11 protein-coding genes are annotated in these 16,159 nt (G+C 61.1%); 5 read left to right on the plus strand and 6 right to left on the minus strand.

Annotated features, from left to right (window positions below; translation table 11 throughout):
- Window positions 1–91: 91 nt before the first annotated feature.
- Window positions 92–1,108: an ornithine carbamoyltransferase gene (gene argF / locus DMP06_RS00815; protein ID WP_123207842.1), complete on the minus strand. Its 1,017-nt coding sequence runs from the start codon at window positions 1,106–1,108 to the stop codon at window positions 92–94.
- Window positions 1,109–1,612: 504 nt separating this feature from the next.
- The gene (locus DMP06_RS00820) at window positions 1,613–2,800 is read right to left on the minus strand and encodes a helix-turn-helix domain-containing protein (protein ID WP_123207843.1); all 1,188 of its coding nucleotides are present in this window, start codon (window positions 2,798–2,800) and stop codon (window positions 1,613–1,615) included.
- A gap of 302 nt (window positions 2,801–3,102) precedes the next feature.
- On the opposite strand from DMP06_RS00820, the gene DMP06_RS00825 reads away from it, so the two are divergent.
- The 5 genes from DMP06_RS00825 (at window position 3,103) to DMP06_RS00845 (ending at window position 10,638) form a co-directional block, all read left to right on the plus strand.
- Complete coding sequence (locus DMP06_RS00825; RefSeq protein WP_123207844.1) at window positions 3,103–4,575, plus strand: sodium:solute symporter family protein; 1,473 nt, start codon at window positions 3,103–3,105, stop codon at window positions 4,573–4,575.
- A gap of 558 nt (window positions 4,576–5,133) precedes the next feature.
- On the plus strand, window positions 5,134–6,432 hold the full coding sequence (locus DMP06_RS00830; RefSeq protein ID WP_123207845.1) for an immune inhibitor A domain-containing protein: 1,299 nt from the start codon (window positions 5,134–5,136) through the stop codon (window positions 6,430–6,432).
- A 30-nt stretch (window positions 6,433–6,462) separates the two neighbouring features.
- The gene (locus DMP06_RS00835) at window positions 6,463–8,985 is read left to right on the plus strand and encodes a bifunctional metallophosphatase/5'-nucleotidase (RefSeq protein ID WP_161957769.1); all 2,523 of its coding nucleotides are present in this window, start codon (window positions 6,463–6,465) and stop codon (window positions 8,983–8,985) included.
- Between the two features lie 181 nt (window positions 8,986–9,166).
- Window positions 9,167–9,385 (plus strand): acyl carrier protein, encoded by a 219-nt coding sequence (locus DMP06_RS00840; protein WP_123207847.1) that lies wholly within the window; start codon window positions 9,167–9,169, stop codon window positions 9,383–9,385.
- Window positions 9,386–9,465: 80 nt separating this feature from the next.
- Window positions 9,466–10,638, plus strand: coding sequence for an NAD(P)-dependent malic enzyme (locus DMP06_RS00845; protein WP_123207848.1), 1,173 nt, complete (start codon window positions 9,466–9,468; stop codon window positions 10,636–10,638).
- Between the two features lie 146 nt (window positions 10,639–10,784).
- Here the strand turns inward: DMP06_RS00845 and DMP06_RS00850 are convergent, their stop codons facing one another.
- From DMP06_RS00850 to DMP06_RS00865, 4 genes are all read right to left on the minus strand, one after another.
- Window positions 10,785–11,414 carry a hypothetical protein gene (locus DMP06_RS00850; RefSeq protein ID WP_123207849.1) on the minus strand — a complete coding sequence of 210 codons (630 nt, stop codon included), beginning with the start codon at window positions 11,412–11,414 and terminating at the stop codon, window positions 10,785–10,787.
- Window positions 11,411–12,685: a hypothetical protein gene (locus tag DMP06_RS00855; RefSeq protein WP_123207850.1), complete on the minus strand. Its 1,275-nt coding sequence runs from the start codon at window positions 12,683–12,685 to the stop codon at window positions 11,411–11,413. The genes DMP06_RS00850 and DMP06_RS00855 overlap by 4 nt, the downstream gene beginning before the upstream one ends.
- Before the next feature lie 111 nt (window positions 12,686–12,796).
- On the minus strand, window positions 12,797–14,635 hold the full coding sequence (locus DMP06_RS00860; RefSeq protein WP_123207851.1) for an EAL domain-containing protein: 1,839 nt from the start codon (window positions 14,633–14,635) through the stop codon (window positions 12,797–12,799).
- Between the two features lie 132 nt (window positions 14,636–14,767).
- The gene (locus tag DMP06_RS00865; protein WP_245962309.1) at window positions 14,768–16,126 is read right to left on the minus strand and encodes a DHA2 family efflux MFS transporter permease subunit; all 1,359 of its coding nucleotides are present in this window, start codon (window positions 16,124–16,126) and stop codon (window positions 14,768–14,770) included.
- Window positions 16,127–16,159: the final 33 nt, after the last annotated feature.

The raw sequence follows: 16,159 nt of genomic DNA on the forward strand, positions 1-16,159 counted from the left end.
GAAGTGCGCGGGTCGCGTGGAGAGGGCCCGCTCGGCGGGGCCGTGGCGCGATCCAGCAGCACGCCCGGCCCGCTTCGCGGCATCCCTTTCGCTACACGCGGGGGATGTAGAGGTTGCCCAGGGTGGCGGCCATGATGGCCTTGATGGTGTGCATGCGGTTCTCCGCCTCCTCGAAGCAGACGGAGTGCTCGCTGTAGATCACGTCGTCGGTGCACTCCATGGCCTCGATGCCGTGCTCCTCCTTGATCTTGGCGGCGTACTCGGTCTCGGCGTTGTGGAAGGCCGGCAGGCAGTGCAGGAAGATCCAGTCGGGGTTCTCGATGTGGCTCACGAGCTCGGCGTTGACCTGGTAGGGGCTCATGAGGCGCACGCGCTCGGCGAACTGGGACTCCTCGCCCATGGCCGCCCACACGTTGGTGTACACGGCGTCGGCGCCGCGCACGGCGTCAACGGGGTCGTTGGTCACGCGGATGGTCGCGCCGGACTCGGCGGCGAACTTCTGCGCGAGCTCGACGATCGCCGGGTCGGGCTCGAGCTCGGCCGGGGTGGCGTTGACGTAGTTCACGCCCAGGATGGCGGAGGTGATCATGAGGGAGTTCTGCACGTTGTTGCGCCCCTGGCCGCAGTATGCGAGCGTGAGGCCCTCGAGCTTGCCGAAGTGCTCCTTGATGGTCATGAAGTCGGCGAGCATCTGGGTGGGGTGCTCGCGGTCGGTCAGGCCGTTCCACACGGGCACGCCGGAGTACTCGGCCAGCTGCTCGACATGCTCCTGCTTGAAGCCGCGGAACTCGATACCGTCGAACATGGAGCCCAGGACCTTGGCGGTGTCCTTGACGGTCTCCTTCTTGCCGAGCTGGATGTCGCCCTTGCCCAGGTACTCGGGGTGGGCGCCCAGGTCGATGCAGGCGGTGGTGAAGGCGGCGCGGGTGCGCGTGGAGGTCTTCTCGAAGAGCAGCGCGATGTTCTTGCCCTCGAGGTAGTGGTGCGGGATGTTGCGCTTCTTGAGATCCTTCAGGTGCTCGGCGAAGCCGATCAGCCACATCAGCTCGTCCTTGGTGTAGTCACGCGTGGAGAGAAGGTGGCGACCCTGAAATACCGATTCCGTCATGCGTTGCTCCTTTCGTCTGGATTATCCCGTCCTTATCCCCGACGGCATTGCCTTCAAACGAAAGGCAACCCCTCCTGGCAGGTAAGGCGTGCTCTAAACGCTTCTTCTGAAGCGATGTAGCCAACCTTGAGTGCGCCCGATGCGCTCGCCAATAGGAAGTGTTTTAAGGTGTATCGCGAAACATCGCGGTCGAGCGCTGCGCGCTCGGGTGGGCTTGGGCCCAACAGCGCTTAGTTTAGACCCCTGTTTTGGCGCCGCCTATGGATGGTCGGACAAATCGACCCGGCATGTTTTGTACGCATTTACAAAGCCTATAGCGCACCCCGCGTTTCATAAGGCGATTCTATGATTGGAGCACGCGAACCGTAGCGCAAAGTTTTTGCGATCAAAAAGGTAGAGTATGGAGAAAATCGCCCCCGAACAGGACTTTATCAAAGTAGAGCAGTGGTGCAGCAAAGCAACAGGCGACGTCCCGTCGCCCCGAGCGATGCGCATGCGGCAGTCTTAACGGACGGGGCCTTCGCCCTCGTTCTCGCGCCCCAGGAACACCAGCGTGAGAAACACCATCAGTTCGCGATCGCTCACCTCGGGCATGCCCATAAGCGCCTTGATCTTGCGCAGGCGGTAGCGCACGGTGTTGGGATGCTGGAACAGTTCGTCTGCGGCAACCTTAATGTCGCCCAACGAGTTCACGAACGCCTCCGCCGTTGCCTCGAGCTCGGAATCGTTCGCGGAGTCGTAATCGCGCAGGCGCGAGAGATATGTGGCGCTCGTGCGCACAAAGAGGCGGTCCTGCTTGGCGGCGAGCGTGAACGCATCCGACTGCGCATCGAACCACTCGAGCGACGCCACTCCCCTCTCGCGCGCCAGCTCGAGCAGAGCAAGCGCCTGGCGTACCGTCAGGTCGCCGTCGGTCAGCGGGACCTCATCGCCGAAACCGCATGAGAGCGGCCCGATAGAGGCCACCAGATCCTTGATTGCCGCCTTGGAGTTAGCGCCCAGCACGCGCGCGTCGTAGGACACGAATAGCAGCAGCACGCCGTGGTAGCGGCACGCGAACACCGAATCCACATCGGAGTGCGACCGCACGAAATCAGGCAGCGCCTGGCGAAGCGCGCCCAACGCAGCATGGAGCGAAAAGTCGTCGGCACCCTTGCCTTCCGTCGCGGTGGTCGCGATCGCCACGCATCGCACCGAAGAGCCCGTCGCGCCCGCGATATCGTACATGGCGCGGCGCACGGCCTTTCCATCGCGCCCCGCAAGCAGCTCGTCGATCGCCTCGCTCTTGTTGGACTCCTGCTCGTCGCGGCGAATCAGGTCGAGCGCCTGATAGGCCACCATCTCGTGGTAGGCGCCATCATATATGTACACAGGTACGCCGAACTCCTCGCTCGCCTTGCGCGCGCGGTCGGTGATGGGCGGGTTGTACACGGTCTTGATGGCGATGGCCGAAACGCCGCGCGTCATCATGGCGATAAGCGCCGTATCCGCCTCGTTGGAATCGCCGTTGGCAAACCCCAGGTTGGTCACGATGAACTCGCCGGGGACATACACGTTGTACCCATCGTACTCAGGAGAAACATCCATAATGCCCACGTTGTGCACCGGTCGCGACCCGGCATGGGGAATGGGCGCAAGAAGACGAATGCGGCTGAATGCAGGCAAGGCGATGATGTCGGCAACGGTGATCATAGAGGAGCATCCTTTCCAACAAAAACATGCGTGCCAAATTGTAGCATCCTCCACTCGCGTCACGGGACGCTCGTTGGGGAAAGCGACAGCCTGCGGCGATGCATGGGCGGGCCATTTATAGACATCTCCAATATGTTCATTCATGCGGTGGTATAATCAACGAATCCAGCAAACTGATCCATGCACGTGTCGCATGGCGGAAAACCATGCGTGTGTTCTCGTGCTCGCATTCGGAAGCTGGAGGTTGTCCCTTTCGGGGGCTCATTCGGCTTCCACATGCGATACTCCCGAAAGGAGAGGCGATGGAAGGCCTGGCATCTCTTTCAACCATCGACTTCGTGATTATCGCGCTGTACTTCATCGTGATTATCGTAGTCGGATTCCTCGGTGCGAAATTCGCTAAAACAAAAGAAGACTACCTGGTAGCAGGCAGGCGGCTTTCGTTCCCCATGTTCTTTGGCTGTATGGCAGCGCTCACGCTGGGAGGCGGCTCCACGCTCGGAAGCGCCGAGCTGGGTTACAACTTCGGCCTCGGCGGCATTTGGCTTAATCTAAGCATCGGCGTGGGATTGATCATCGCCGGCTTCCTCGTAACTTCCAAGCTGTCAAAGCTGCGCGCGCTGAGCGTGAACGAGGTCGTCGAGAAAAGCTACGGCCCGCTCGCCCGCATCTTCAGCGCCGTGCTCACTCTCATCTATACGCTGGTGCTAAGCGTTACGCAGGTCATCGCCATCGGCACCATCATTCACGGCGTGCTGGGAATCGACGCCACCCTGTCTATGGTGGTCGGCGGCGGCATCGTCATTCTGTACACCTTCGTGGGCGGCATGTGGTCGGTCACCATGACCGATATCGTGCAGTTCGTGGTGAAAACCATCGGCATTCTTATCCTGGCGCCCATCTTCTGCATCGCCGCAGCGGGCGGATGGGATGCGCTTGTGAGCGCGGTGCCGCAGGGGTATATGTCGCCCACCAACATGGGCTTCGATCGCAGCTTCGCCTACGTGGTGCTCTATGTTCCCGGCCTGATCATCGGCCAAGATATCTGGCAGCGCATCTTTACCGCCAAAAACGAGAAGGTCTCCAAGACCGGCACCATCTGCGCAGGCTTCTACTCCATTCTCTATGCATTGGCAACGGTGGTCATCGGCATGACCGTATTCGCCTTGCTGCCCGATTTGAGCAACCCCGAGGACGCATTCGTGATCGGCGTGGCGTCGTTCTTGCCCGAGGGCGTACGCGGCATCATCCTGGCGGCGGCGATGGCGGCGGCGATGTCGGTGTCGAGCGGCACCATCCTCGCCTCCTCTACCATCCTCTACAACGATATCTACGTGCGTTTCATCAACAAGAAGCCCACCAAGATGCACGAGGTCAACGTTACGCGCGTATGCGCTCTGATCATCGGCGTCATCGTTATGATATGCGCGCTGTGGATCAACAACGTGCTGGTAGGCATCGATATCTGCTACGGATACCTGTCCGGCGCGGTGTTCGTACCCCTGGTGGCAAGCTTTGTGCTCAAGCGCTTCAGCCCCAAGGCCGGCCTGGTTTCGCTGGCGGTGGGCGGCATCATCGTAACGGCATGCTTCATCACCATGGGCACGTCCGGCTCGACCCCCATCGTTGCCGGCATGATCGGCGGCCTGGTCTCCTACATCATCGTGAATATCATCGACAAGAAGAATCGTATCGAATCGCCCCTTGACGATGAGGAGCTCGACAGGCAGCTCGCCGAGATGGAAGCGGCCGACGCCCAAGCGCAGAAGGAGTAGCGACGGTTTCAGCCAGGGCGCGACAGGCGGAGCTTGGGTAATGTGCGGCGCCAGGCGTCTTGGCGATGCCACGCAAAGCAAAAAGCCCCGCTGTAATCGGAAGCTTCGCGGGCATCTCCAACAATAATCCCAATAGGAAGGGTCTCGCAATCGAACCGCCTCCCATTTCTTGGACGCGAGAAATGGGAGGCGTTCTTGTGACCGACGACTTGAGCTTCGGGCACCCGGAGGCTTTCCACACGAGGCGCTCATTCGAATCCGGGCAGCTTGAGGATTTCGCCGGGCAAGTCCTCTCGTGCCGCACCAGAAGGATGCCGGATAAGACGGCATACGGCCGCCTCGCCCGGAATCCGCCCCGTTGGTCAGGCGGCTGCAACCACCCCATCCGACTTCCGCACGGCTGATCATGGCGGCCTCTTAGCACGGCGCTAGACCGCCCGCATCGCCGGATGAGCGATTTACGCCCAGCGGTTAGATTGCCGCCTATTTCTCGTCTCGTCTTTCGTGAGCGATAGGTATGTTTAACGGCAATAAGACGCCCCGGGAAAGGACCACCCTATGGCACCATGCAACCCGCTCTCGGCCCATGTCCCCAGCATCGTTCGCATGCTCGCCGACACTCGCGACCACTCCACCATCCGCATGCACACGAGCGCCCCCGACCGCCTTCTCGTTCGCGCGCGAACCCCCTCCGCCGTCTTTGCGCCCATCCTCTGCCTCATAGCGCTCGCCCTAGGCACGCTGGCGCTTCCCCACGCCGCGCTTGCTATGCCCGCATTTCCCGGGCTGCAAACCGCCAGCCAGCCCGACGGATCAGAAGTGAGCTATTACATTCACGGCGACGAGAGCTTCGCGTATTTCACCGACGAGAACGGCAACCTCTTGCAGCGCGACCCCCAAACGGGCGCACTCTGCTATGTGGTCGACAACGGCGACGGCACACTCTCGCTCGGCGAGCAAGCTGGCGATGCGACGGCGCAGGCAAACAGCACCCTGCCGAGCGCAAACAACGCACGGCAGAGCGAGCACGTCTCGGCCGCCGACGGCCTTTTCTCCGCCGAAGCGCGTGAGACCTACGCGGCGCTTGCGGGCAAAACCGCCGCTAGCCGCATGACGCACGATTTCCCCCTGCTCTCGCGCAATGCCGCAGGCACGCTCTCCTTCGGGCAGAATACCGTAGCCCTGCCCGACTCCATTCCCCTGCTCACTATCGTAGTGGGCTTTTCCGACATGCCCTACCGCGACAACTACGACTGGTCAAGTCAGATTTTTACGGGAGAGTATTCCACTGCCGCCTTTTGGAGCGACGCATCCAACGGGTCGTTCACCTTTGAGCCGGCGCCCGAGTCGAGTGCCTACGGCATATCCGAAAACACCAACCAATGCGATGCCGAAAACGACGGCGTTGTGCACGTGACCCTTGACGAGGACCATGGGAATTGGGGCGGAGACCAATCGGACCCCATGCTGCTTGACTTCGTGAACATGCTGCAGCGCGCCTTCTCCGCAGCGGAGGGATTGGTTGATTTCGCCTCGTTCGACTCCAACAACGACGGCATCCTCACCACCGACGAACTTGCCGTAAACTTTGTCATCGCGGGCTACGAGAGCTCGTATTCCGGCGAGGACTATCACAGCTTCTGGGCGCATGCCTGGAATATCCAAGATATCGGGGAATGGTTCGTCGCAGACGGCATGAAGGCCTCGAACTACATAGCGATGGGCGAAGTCCAAGGATTCGCGACCGACCCCACCAAGCCCGAAGCACAGAATTCAGCTTCCACCGTCACACACGAGCTGGGCCACTACCTTGGCCTGCCCGACCTATACAACACAACGGGCGAAGAGGGCGCATAGTCAGATTACGTCGTGCACGGGCTCTCGGTGATGGCGAGCGGCGCATGGGGCTCCGACATTCCGATCACGCGCGAAAACATCGACGAGGTCACCGAAATCCCCACGCGCCTCGACCCGCTTTGCAGCTACCTCCTGGGATTTTCCACGCCCATCGAAATCACCGAGGAGGGCACCTATACCGCACAGGCATCGAAATCCGAACCAGGTTACCGGTTCTATTCGATTCAGATTCCCGGAACTGATGAGTACTATTTCATTGAAAACCGCCTGACACAGGGCTTCGACAAGGGGCTTTGCGGCATCTACAGCAAAACGGGAGACGGGACAGACGTAACGGGAGGCCTTGTGGTGTGGCACCTCGACGCCAGCACCTGGGACACCTGCCTTGAAGACAACACCGTGAACACGCCCGACCATCAGCCCGCATACATGCCCGTTTACCTCGAGTCGTATGACGCAATCGGCGAGCGCTCAGTCATGACGCGCGACCCCTTCCGCACCACGGGGCTTTACAGCGAGCTGCAGCGCGACAGCACCGCCTTCACCGATACGCTGCAATGCTTCAGAGGCACCGTCGATGACCCCAACGAGCGCACAGCAAGCGGAATAGGCGTGTTCGCCTTGGATGGGGCGCAAGATGCCGCCGATTTCAAGATGGTTCTCGCCGACATCCCGGATGACGCCGACGCAGCCGATGCGGCAACCATTCTCTTCACGAACGACGTGCACGGCGCGGGGCTCGACCCGGCATCTGAAGGACTCACCTACGCAAGCGTTGCCGCGCTCAAGCTGGAGGCACGCACGTTGGCAGGCACCAGCAATGCGACCCTCATCGATGCGGGCGACGCCGTACAGGGCAACGCGCTTGCCACGCTTTCGAAGGGATCCATCCCCGTGGATGCGATGGGCTCGGCCGACTATGATATCGCGGTGCCGGGCAATCACGAGTTCGACTATGGCGTTGGCACGCTGAAGGAGCTGGAGGACCAGGCGGCCGATTGGGGCATCGCCTATCTGGCAGCCAATGCCGACGATCTGACGCTCGAGGATCAAGGCCCCTTCAGCAGGCCGTTGTTCGATAGGCCCGGATTGGCGATGCATCGCTATATCGCAGGAGGCAAGCCCGTCACCGTGGCGTTCATCGGCATCGCCACGCCTGAGACGCTCACCAAATCGCGTCCGTCGAACTTCCAGGACGAAGAGGGCAATACGATCGTGGGCTTCTGCGAAGATGAAACCGGTCAGGCGCTCTACGAACGCGTGCAGCAAAGCGTTGATGCCGCTCGCCAAAGCGGCGCCAACTACGTGATAGCCGTGGGGCACCTGGGCAACCGAGGCGTCACGCCACGCTGGTCGAGCAAGGAGGTCATCGCCAACACATCGGGCATCGACGTGCTGATCGACGGCCACTCGCACGAGCAGGAAAATGAATATGTCGCAGACGCCCAGGGCAATGATGTGCTGCTGGTGCAAACGGGCACGCAGCTTTCGAGCATCGGAAAGATCACGCTGCGCGACGGCGGCTTTGACGTCGAGCTTGTCACGTCGGCCGACTATGCGAAAAAGGACGCCGATGTAACCGCGGCGCTTGAACGCTATCAGGACGAATTCGCCGAAATCCTGAACGAGGAAGTAGCGAAGAGCCAGGTTATCATGCCGTGGGAAACCGAAGAGGGCCTGCGCTTGGCAACCGTGGGCGAAACCAACCTGGGCGATCTGGCGGCGGATGCCTATCGAAGCGCCATGGGGGCCGACATCGGACTGATGAACGCGGGCGGCCTACGCGCCCCCATAGAAGCGGGAACGCTCACCTACGGCGATATCCTCAGCGTGCAGCCCTTCGGCAACACCATCGTGATGGCGCAGGTCACGGGCCAGCAGCTGCTTGACGCCCTGGAGATGGGCGCACGACTGCACCCCGAAAGCTGCAATGGGCTTTTGCAGGTATCGGGCTTGACGTACCAAATCGACCCATCGGTACCCTCCGGCGTGGTAACCGACGCATCGGGCGCATTCGTGCGCGTGGATGGCGAAAGGCGCGTGAAGAACGTGACCGTGGGCGAAGCGCCGATCGACCCGAACGCCACCTACACCGTAGCCTCGCACAACTTCATGTTGGTGGAAGGCGGCGACGGCATGTCGATGTTCAAAGGCTGCCCCATCATTTCCGACGAAGGCACTACCGACGTGCAGACGCTCATCGACTACATCCAGCGCGATCTGGGCGGCGAGATTGGCGAAGGCTATTTGGATCAAAACGGCGCAGGCCGCATTACCATCGCTCAGGCATCCGAGCCCGACGATGGCCACGAAGATGACTCAAGTGACTCAGGTGACGACATCGCCCCCGGAGGCACGGGCGATGCCTCGAATACCGGCGGCGAGCCTGGCGGCACCGAGCCCGACAACCACATGGAGGGCGAAGCGAGCAACGGCCTTGCCGCGACGGGAGACGGCCCCGCCCTCAAAGCTGCATGCCTTGCAAGCGCGGCGGCATTCCTCGCCGTTATCGTCATAGCCGCTCGCCGTGCCACCCTGTCGCGCAGGCGATAGGCGCCTGCGAGCGATTGAGGCGCAAAGTCATTGGCCGAAGACGGCATGCCGTGCATCAATACGGGCGGCGAAATGTGGTGAAACCCTTCGTACGCGCAACATGCCCCGGTCGCACATCGGAAATGCGATAGAATAGCGCCGTTCAAAGAAGGAGCAGCAACCCCAAGAAAGGACGTGCCCCATGGCAACGCTGGACACCGTCAAGGAAATCCTGCAGGAGAACCTGGACATCGAACCCGAGAACGTGACCGAGGATTCCACCTTTGAGTCGCTGGGCATCGACTCCCTGGATATGGTCGAGCTCATCTGCGAGATCGAGGAGAAGTGCGACGTCGAGTTCGGCGAGCCCGAAGGCCTGGAGACCGTCGGCCAGCTGGTTTCCTACATTGACTCCCTGTAATCGCGTTTCTTCGTGGAGCGCCCGCATTGGCGGGCGCTCTTCTTTTGTCTGACGGCATCAAGGCTTGAAAAGGATACAACATGGATGCAAAGCAATTCGCTCTGGAGCAGCACGAGAAGTGGCAGGGCAAGATCGAGGTCATAAGTCGCGCCGAGCTCAATACTCCCGAGGATCTGGCCGTAGCCTACACGCCCGGCGTTGCCGAGCCGTGCCTCAAGATCGCCGAGAACGTGGATCTGTCCTACACCTATACGCGCCGCAGCAACCTGGTAGCCGTGGTGACCGACGGCAGCGCAGTGCTGGGCTTGGGCAATATCGGCCCGGAGGCAGGCATACCCGTCATGGAAGGCAAATGCGCCCTGTTCAAAGCGTTTGCCGATGTGGACGCATTCCCGCTGTGCATTCGCAGCAACGATGTAGAGGAAATCGTGCACACGGTTGAGCTGTTGGCCGGCAGCTTCGGCGGCATCAATCTCGAGGACATTTCTGCCCCGCGCTGCTTTGAGATCGAGGCGCAGCTGAAGGAGCGTTGCGACATCCCCGTATTCCACGACGACCAGCACGGCACCGCCGTGGTCACGTGCGCGGCGCTGATCAATGCCTGCAAGCTCACCGGCCGCGAGCTCAAGGACATCCGCGTGGTGTTCTCGGGCGCAGGCGCCGCGGGCATCTCCATCGCCAAACTGATGCAGCGCATGGGCGTGACCGATATCATCATCTGCGACAGCAAGGGCGCCATCTATGAGGGTCGCGAGGGCATGAACCCCGAAAAGGCCCAGATTGCCACCTGGACCAACCGAGAAGGCGTCAAGGGATCGCTTGCCGATGCGGTGCGCGGCGCCGATGTGTTCGTAGGCGTTTCGGCTCCGGGAGTGCTCACGCAGGACATGGTGCGCACGATGGCGGCCAATCCGATCGTGTTCGCCTGCGCCAACCCCGTGCCCGAAATCATGCCCGATGAAGCGCTGGCCGCCGGCGCCGCCGTGGCCGCAACGGGCCGCTCCGACTTCCCCAACCAAATCAACAACGTGCTGGCGTTCCCCGGCATCTTCCGCGGCGCGCTTGACGTGCGCGCGTCTGACATCAACGACGACATGATGGAGGCAGCCGCCTACGCCATCGCCGACCTGGTAGATGATGAGCACCGTTGCGCCGAGTACGTCATTCCTGGCGCCTTCGACAAGCGCGTGGCCGCCGCCGTAGCCGCCGCCGTGGCAGAAGCCGCCCGCAAAAGCGGCGTCGCTCGCCTGTAGCAGGCCGGCCCTTCCCCCGCAACTGCTGCATGGGTTTTCCGCCGCGGGAAGAACACTCCGCAACCTGCTTAGCACAAAGGCCCGGGATTGCCTCCCGGGCCTTCTTTGTTCTCTGGGCCTAAATCGCCGATATCCAATCGGATTTCCTATGCGTCACCTTGCTGCGCGGGCGCATGAAGGATTCCCAACGAAGCCCCGTCCGCAGCGGCGCTCACGGCATAGCTCGGGCAAAAAGCATCTTCGAGGTCAAACGGCGAGGCGAACTCCTTTTTGCGACCCGTAGCCAGATCCACGATGCAGCCAGTCCAACGAACAACCGTCACGTCGTTGGCGCATGCTGCGGGTTCAGCAGCCTTTAGGCGAGCATCTCGCACGCAGGAGAACTCCGCCGTTTCCACCACGTAGGTAGGAACGAAGTCTTCCGGGGGAGCAAGGCAGGCCGGCGCCGTACCTTCATTTGCCAGCGCAACCGCAATCGCATCGAACAGCTCGCAGCCGTTGGCGTAAGGCACGGTTCCCAGCATTGGGCCGAACACGCGGGAGCTTTCCTCGTCGACATAGAACGTGCGCGCATACCTTCTGCGCTTACGGTCGCGACGGCGAGAGTCTATGAGCAAGATCGCCATCAGCACAAGCCATGCCGCGACGAACAACGAGTCATACCGTGAAGGGGCGCCGAGCATGCTCGGCACAAACCAGGCAGCAAGCGAGACCCCCGCCACCACGATAAGCAGCACAACGCGCACGAGAGTGGTACGTTTTTGGGGGGAAGTCATGAGCGACGCCCCCTTCCACGTCCACGCAGCTGGGAGTCAAGCGACGAGAGGGCGCTTCCCGCCTGCGCAGCAGCCACGTTTGCCACTACGACGCCCGCCGCCACACCGGCAAGGCCGAGCGCGCCCACCACATGAAGAGCCGTCGAGGCGGCATCAGATATGCCTTTGAGCCGGGGCTCTTCACCGGGCACGGACGGCATGGCGCCAAGCGGGGCTTCATCCTGAGCTATGGAACTTGAAACATCCGCGGATGCCTCTGGCGCCTCGCCACCAATGGCGGGCTCTATGGAATCCGCCGCGCCAGGCTGAGATGCGCCCTCGCGCGAATCGCTTGCGGCCGAGGTCGCACCTGCGGCAAGAGATTCGCCAGAAGAATCAACGGCGTTATTCGGAGCGCCAAGCGGAGAACCGTGCATGGGAGACGGGTTCGAAGTAAGGGGTTTTTCGGATTCGGCCGCACCCGCGTTATCGGGGGCCGGCGACGCAGACTCCCCGTCGTCTGGCCCGGCGGGATCATCCGGTCGGGGATCATCGGGATCAGTGCCAGAATCCGGATCGTCGGGCTGACCCGGATCGGGATCTGGCACGTCGGGATTATCTGGATCACCGGAGTCCGGCACGTCTGGGTCATCCGGATCGCCGGGATCCGGGTCCGGCTCATCGGGCTCACCGGTTCCCGGATTGTCCGGCCCATCGGGTTCATCGGGTTCGCCTGGCTCAGGAGCAATCTCCTTAGGAACAAGAAGGCCGTCTATGTGCCACATGGAATCCCATACCGAATCGGCGCTCTTAACCACGTACCACACCACGGTCTGCGTTTCGGGGTCAAACGCGATGCCGCCCCGCGCACACGCCTCGGCAATCTGCTCCTCGGTAGGAAGTGTCACAATACGTGCCTTGATGGCCTCGCCCGTCAGGTCGTAAAGCTGATTGTCGTACATATCGCCACCGAATTCGGCGAAATCGGACGCATCGAACGCTTGATCAATGTAAATGCCCGGAGAATAGACGCCCGTCAGAATCTGCTGAAGTTCTTCCTCGCTCTGCGGATACGAATCGGTTCCATCTTTGACCACAGCAACGAAAAAGCCCACGTCAACGCACGAATCACAGGTTCCACCTTGCTCAATCGGCGAGCCTTCGCTCAACGGCGCTGCATACGCCCAACCATACGGCGCCGCACAGCTAAGCGTCGCAACAAGCAACGCCGTGGCAGCAAGCGCCACCGCGCGACGCACGCTATACCACATATCAGCACCCACCCTGGCCATGATGCCTTTCGCACACCCGCCTTTATCTATCCATTTGATTTCGTGCCATGTATTGTAGCGAAGACATCGCCAATTGGCACCGGGTGCGCATAAAAGAATCCCTGAGCCTCTTCAACCCCCCAAGCTACGCACGAACGCGTCCTGCTGCGCCGTCTCCACACCTTCCGCGACCACAACAAGACCCTGGCTTTTCACCATTTCCACGACCGAGCGATACAGGGCCCGAGCCGAATCGCCCTCTACCGCAGCCGCAAGCAGCGTCCTGTCGATCTTGACCACGGAAAACGGCAAGCTCAGGATAGAATCAAGGTTCGCGAAGCCTGATCCAAAATCATCCATGCAGAACCGCGAACCGGCATCGCGCAGCGTCTTGATGGCATCGCCCGCCTCAAAACCGTAACGTGTCGAGGCGGTCTCGGTAATTTCGAACTGGAAGAGCGCAGGCGACACGCCCCAACGTTCCATAACCATGAGCGTGTTGAGCCCAAAATCGGCCTCCATAAGCTCGACCGGCGAGAGGTTGACCTTGATGGCATCGATATGCGCCGCGACAAGCTCGTCTGCATGCTCCGACGCGAAACGACATACCGCATCGAATTGCGTGCGGCCCAGCTCGGCGATAAGGCCCTCGCTCTCTGCCGCATCGATGAACTCGTCGGGCGGAATGGCACCCAGCGTAGGATGTTCCAGGCGGCTGAGCGCCTCGAAACCGCAGAACCGATTTTGCTCAAGCGAATACAGCGGCTGAGCATAGGTGCTTACCAGCCCCTCGTTAACCGCATGCGCAAGATAGCGCCGTACCTCGCGGCGGCGTCTGAATTCTTCGATGAGCCCACGCTGTTCCTCGGGCACTTCCGCACCTTCCTGAAGCTTGTCGATGAGGAAGCCCACGTACTGGGCGATATCTTCCGAGGAATCAAAGGCATCGAGCCCCGATGCGCTCGCAACCGCCACTTCGAGCCGCATGGATGTCCCGCCCAATTGCTGCGGCCTTGCGAACAGCTTGGTCAGCTCCTCGGTCACGCGTCGCGACTCGCGGCGCGAAAACGTCACGAACGCGAAAGCCGAGCCGCGCACGCGATACACCTGGCGTGTTCTGCCCGCATGAACCGCCGCCTGCGCGCACAGCTTTATCGCCTCATCGGCCACCTGCGTGCCGAGAAGCGCGTTGAGCATAGGAAGGCGACGCAACGTGATGACGACCACCGAAAACCTGCGACCGCCTTTGAGAAGCTCGGCAACATGAGCCCGAAACGCAGAAACATCGAAAGCGTGCGTAAGCGAATCGACGAATTCGAAGGGGCTGCCCGCCGTGACGAACACCGAGAGCACCGCCATGGCGAACCCAAACGATGCCAGACGAATTTGCGGGTTCAGCGTTTCCACGCATACGCATATAAGCACAAGAATCGACGCGCACCACACCGCAGCGGCATCCAGAGTGCGCAGCATCTTGCGGTAGGCGATCGCGTACACGATGCACATCGCCGGATAGAAGGCCATGCACAAGTGAACCGCGAAATGCAGCGGACCAGGAGAGAGGAAGCCGTCGGAATCGACGTAGAACACCGAATCGGTGAACAGGGAGGAGATGGTGGCGCACGTTGCGAGGATGAAGGGAATAGCCGTCAGCGCTACGCGTTCGAACCTGACATCCCTGCCTTCGCTGCAGCACAACGAGGCGGTATAGGCAAGCATGAGACACGAAGCGACGCACTGGAGCACGGTCACCGCCGCCCTAAACGGAGCAGCCGCTTGCTCAACGCCCAGGCTCATAACCACAATGCCGCGCGCCAGCCCGCACACGACCAGAAGGACGGTCGATACAAAGAGGGCAACGAATAGCTTGAATTGTCTGCCCCGCCGTCCGCGGCGGCCAAATGTGACGTAGAGGAAAACAAGCGAAAGGACCGCGATGGACGCGATATGGAAATCGGCGCTCGGACCCATCCGACCCTCTTTTCGTGTGTGGCATGTGTGGACGCGTGCAAAAAAACTAATCAGTCATTATAGGATAGTTCTCCCAGTTCGGCAGGGAAATTTATCGAAAGCGGCGCTCTCTTGGCGCCTCCAGCGCCTCCCCTAGCGCACGCGCGCAAGAATGCAGATGAGCGTTGCCACCGCGAAGACCGCGGAGCATCCGAACGCCGCATGGTATGCAGCACCGCCCGTGAGCATGGGCAGGCCTTCCACGCACATCACCATGAGGGCAGTGCCAACCGATGCCGCCGTCTGGCGCGCCGCCAACCCAAACGCGCTGCCGTCGGAGGTTTTCTTGCCGCTAAGTCCCATGAGGCTCCAAGACGTGAGCGGGCCGATCAGCGTCGACACGCCCACGGCGCGAATGCCCTGCAGAGTCATGACCAGCCACAATGGAGTCGCTTCGTCCATGAACACCATGCTCACGGCGCCCACGCTCAAAAACAATCCGCCCACCACAGCAACGGGGCGCACGCCTATCTTGTCGGTCAGATAGCCCGCAAGAGGGTTCATGATCAGCGCCGCCACGGTGCCGGGAAGCAACACCATGCCAGCCTCCAACGCCGTGCCGCCACGAAAATCCTCGATGAACAGCGGCACCAGAAGCGTAATGCCCATGAACGACGCGCAAAGGAAGCACTGCGCCCAAAAGCCCACGCGATAGGAGGAATCGCCGAAAATCGTCAAATCGATAAGCGAATCCTCTACCTTGTGCTGCCGCACTGCGAACGCGAGCAGGCAAAGCACGCCCACCACAATCGGACCCCAGATGAAGGGGCTCGTCAGCGGGTGCGACGACGCCTCGGAGCACCCCATAAGAATGCCTCCGAAGCCCAACGTGCACAGCACGAACGAAAGGAAGTCTAACGACACCGAGAGCGAAGCATCGTCATGACGTTTAATCGCGAGCACGCAAAATGCCAGAATGATCGCCGAGAGCGCGGCGAGCAGCACGAAAAAGCTGCGCCACCCGAACGCATCCACCATGGCGCCGCCGATTGTAGGCCCGATATTGGGCGAGAACCCCATCGCAATACCCGAAATGCCCATGGCGGTAGCCTTGCGCCCATCGGGAAAACGCGTCATAGCAATGGTCTGCAGGAGCGGCAGCAGGATGCCCGCAGCGATGGCCTGCACGATGCGCCCCGCAAGCAGCACAGGAAAGCTTGATGCCGCAGCCGCGATCGCAGCGCCCGCGATGAAGATAAAAATGGCGAGGACCGTAAGGTCCTTCAGGCGAAAACGCCCCATCAGATACGACGCCAGCGGCACCACGGCGCCCAGCCCAAACATGTACGCCGTCGTAAGCCACTGCCCCACCCCGGTAGCGATACCCAACTCGCCGCACACAGTGACAAGCATGGCATTGAGGCCCGTCTGGGAGAGGTTGCCCAAGGCCGACGAGAGAACCACCACCGTAAAGATGGCATATGTCCAGCTCTTTCCCGACTTGATGAGCACGCAATCCCCTCCAAAACGCCGACAAAAACGAAA

Source organism: Slackia equolifaciens (genome assembly GCF_003725995.1).
Lineage (GTDB): Bacteria > Actinomycetota > Coriobacteriia > Coriobacteriales > Eggerthellaceae > Slackia > Slackia equolifaciens.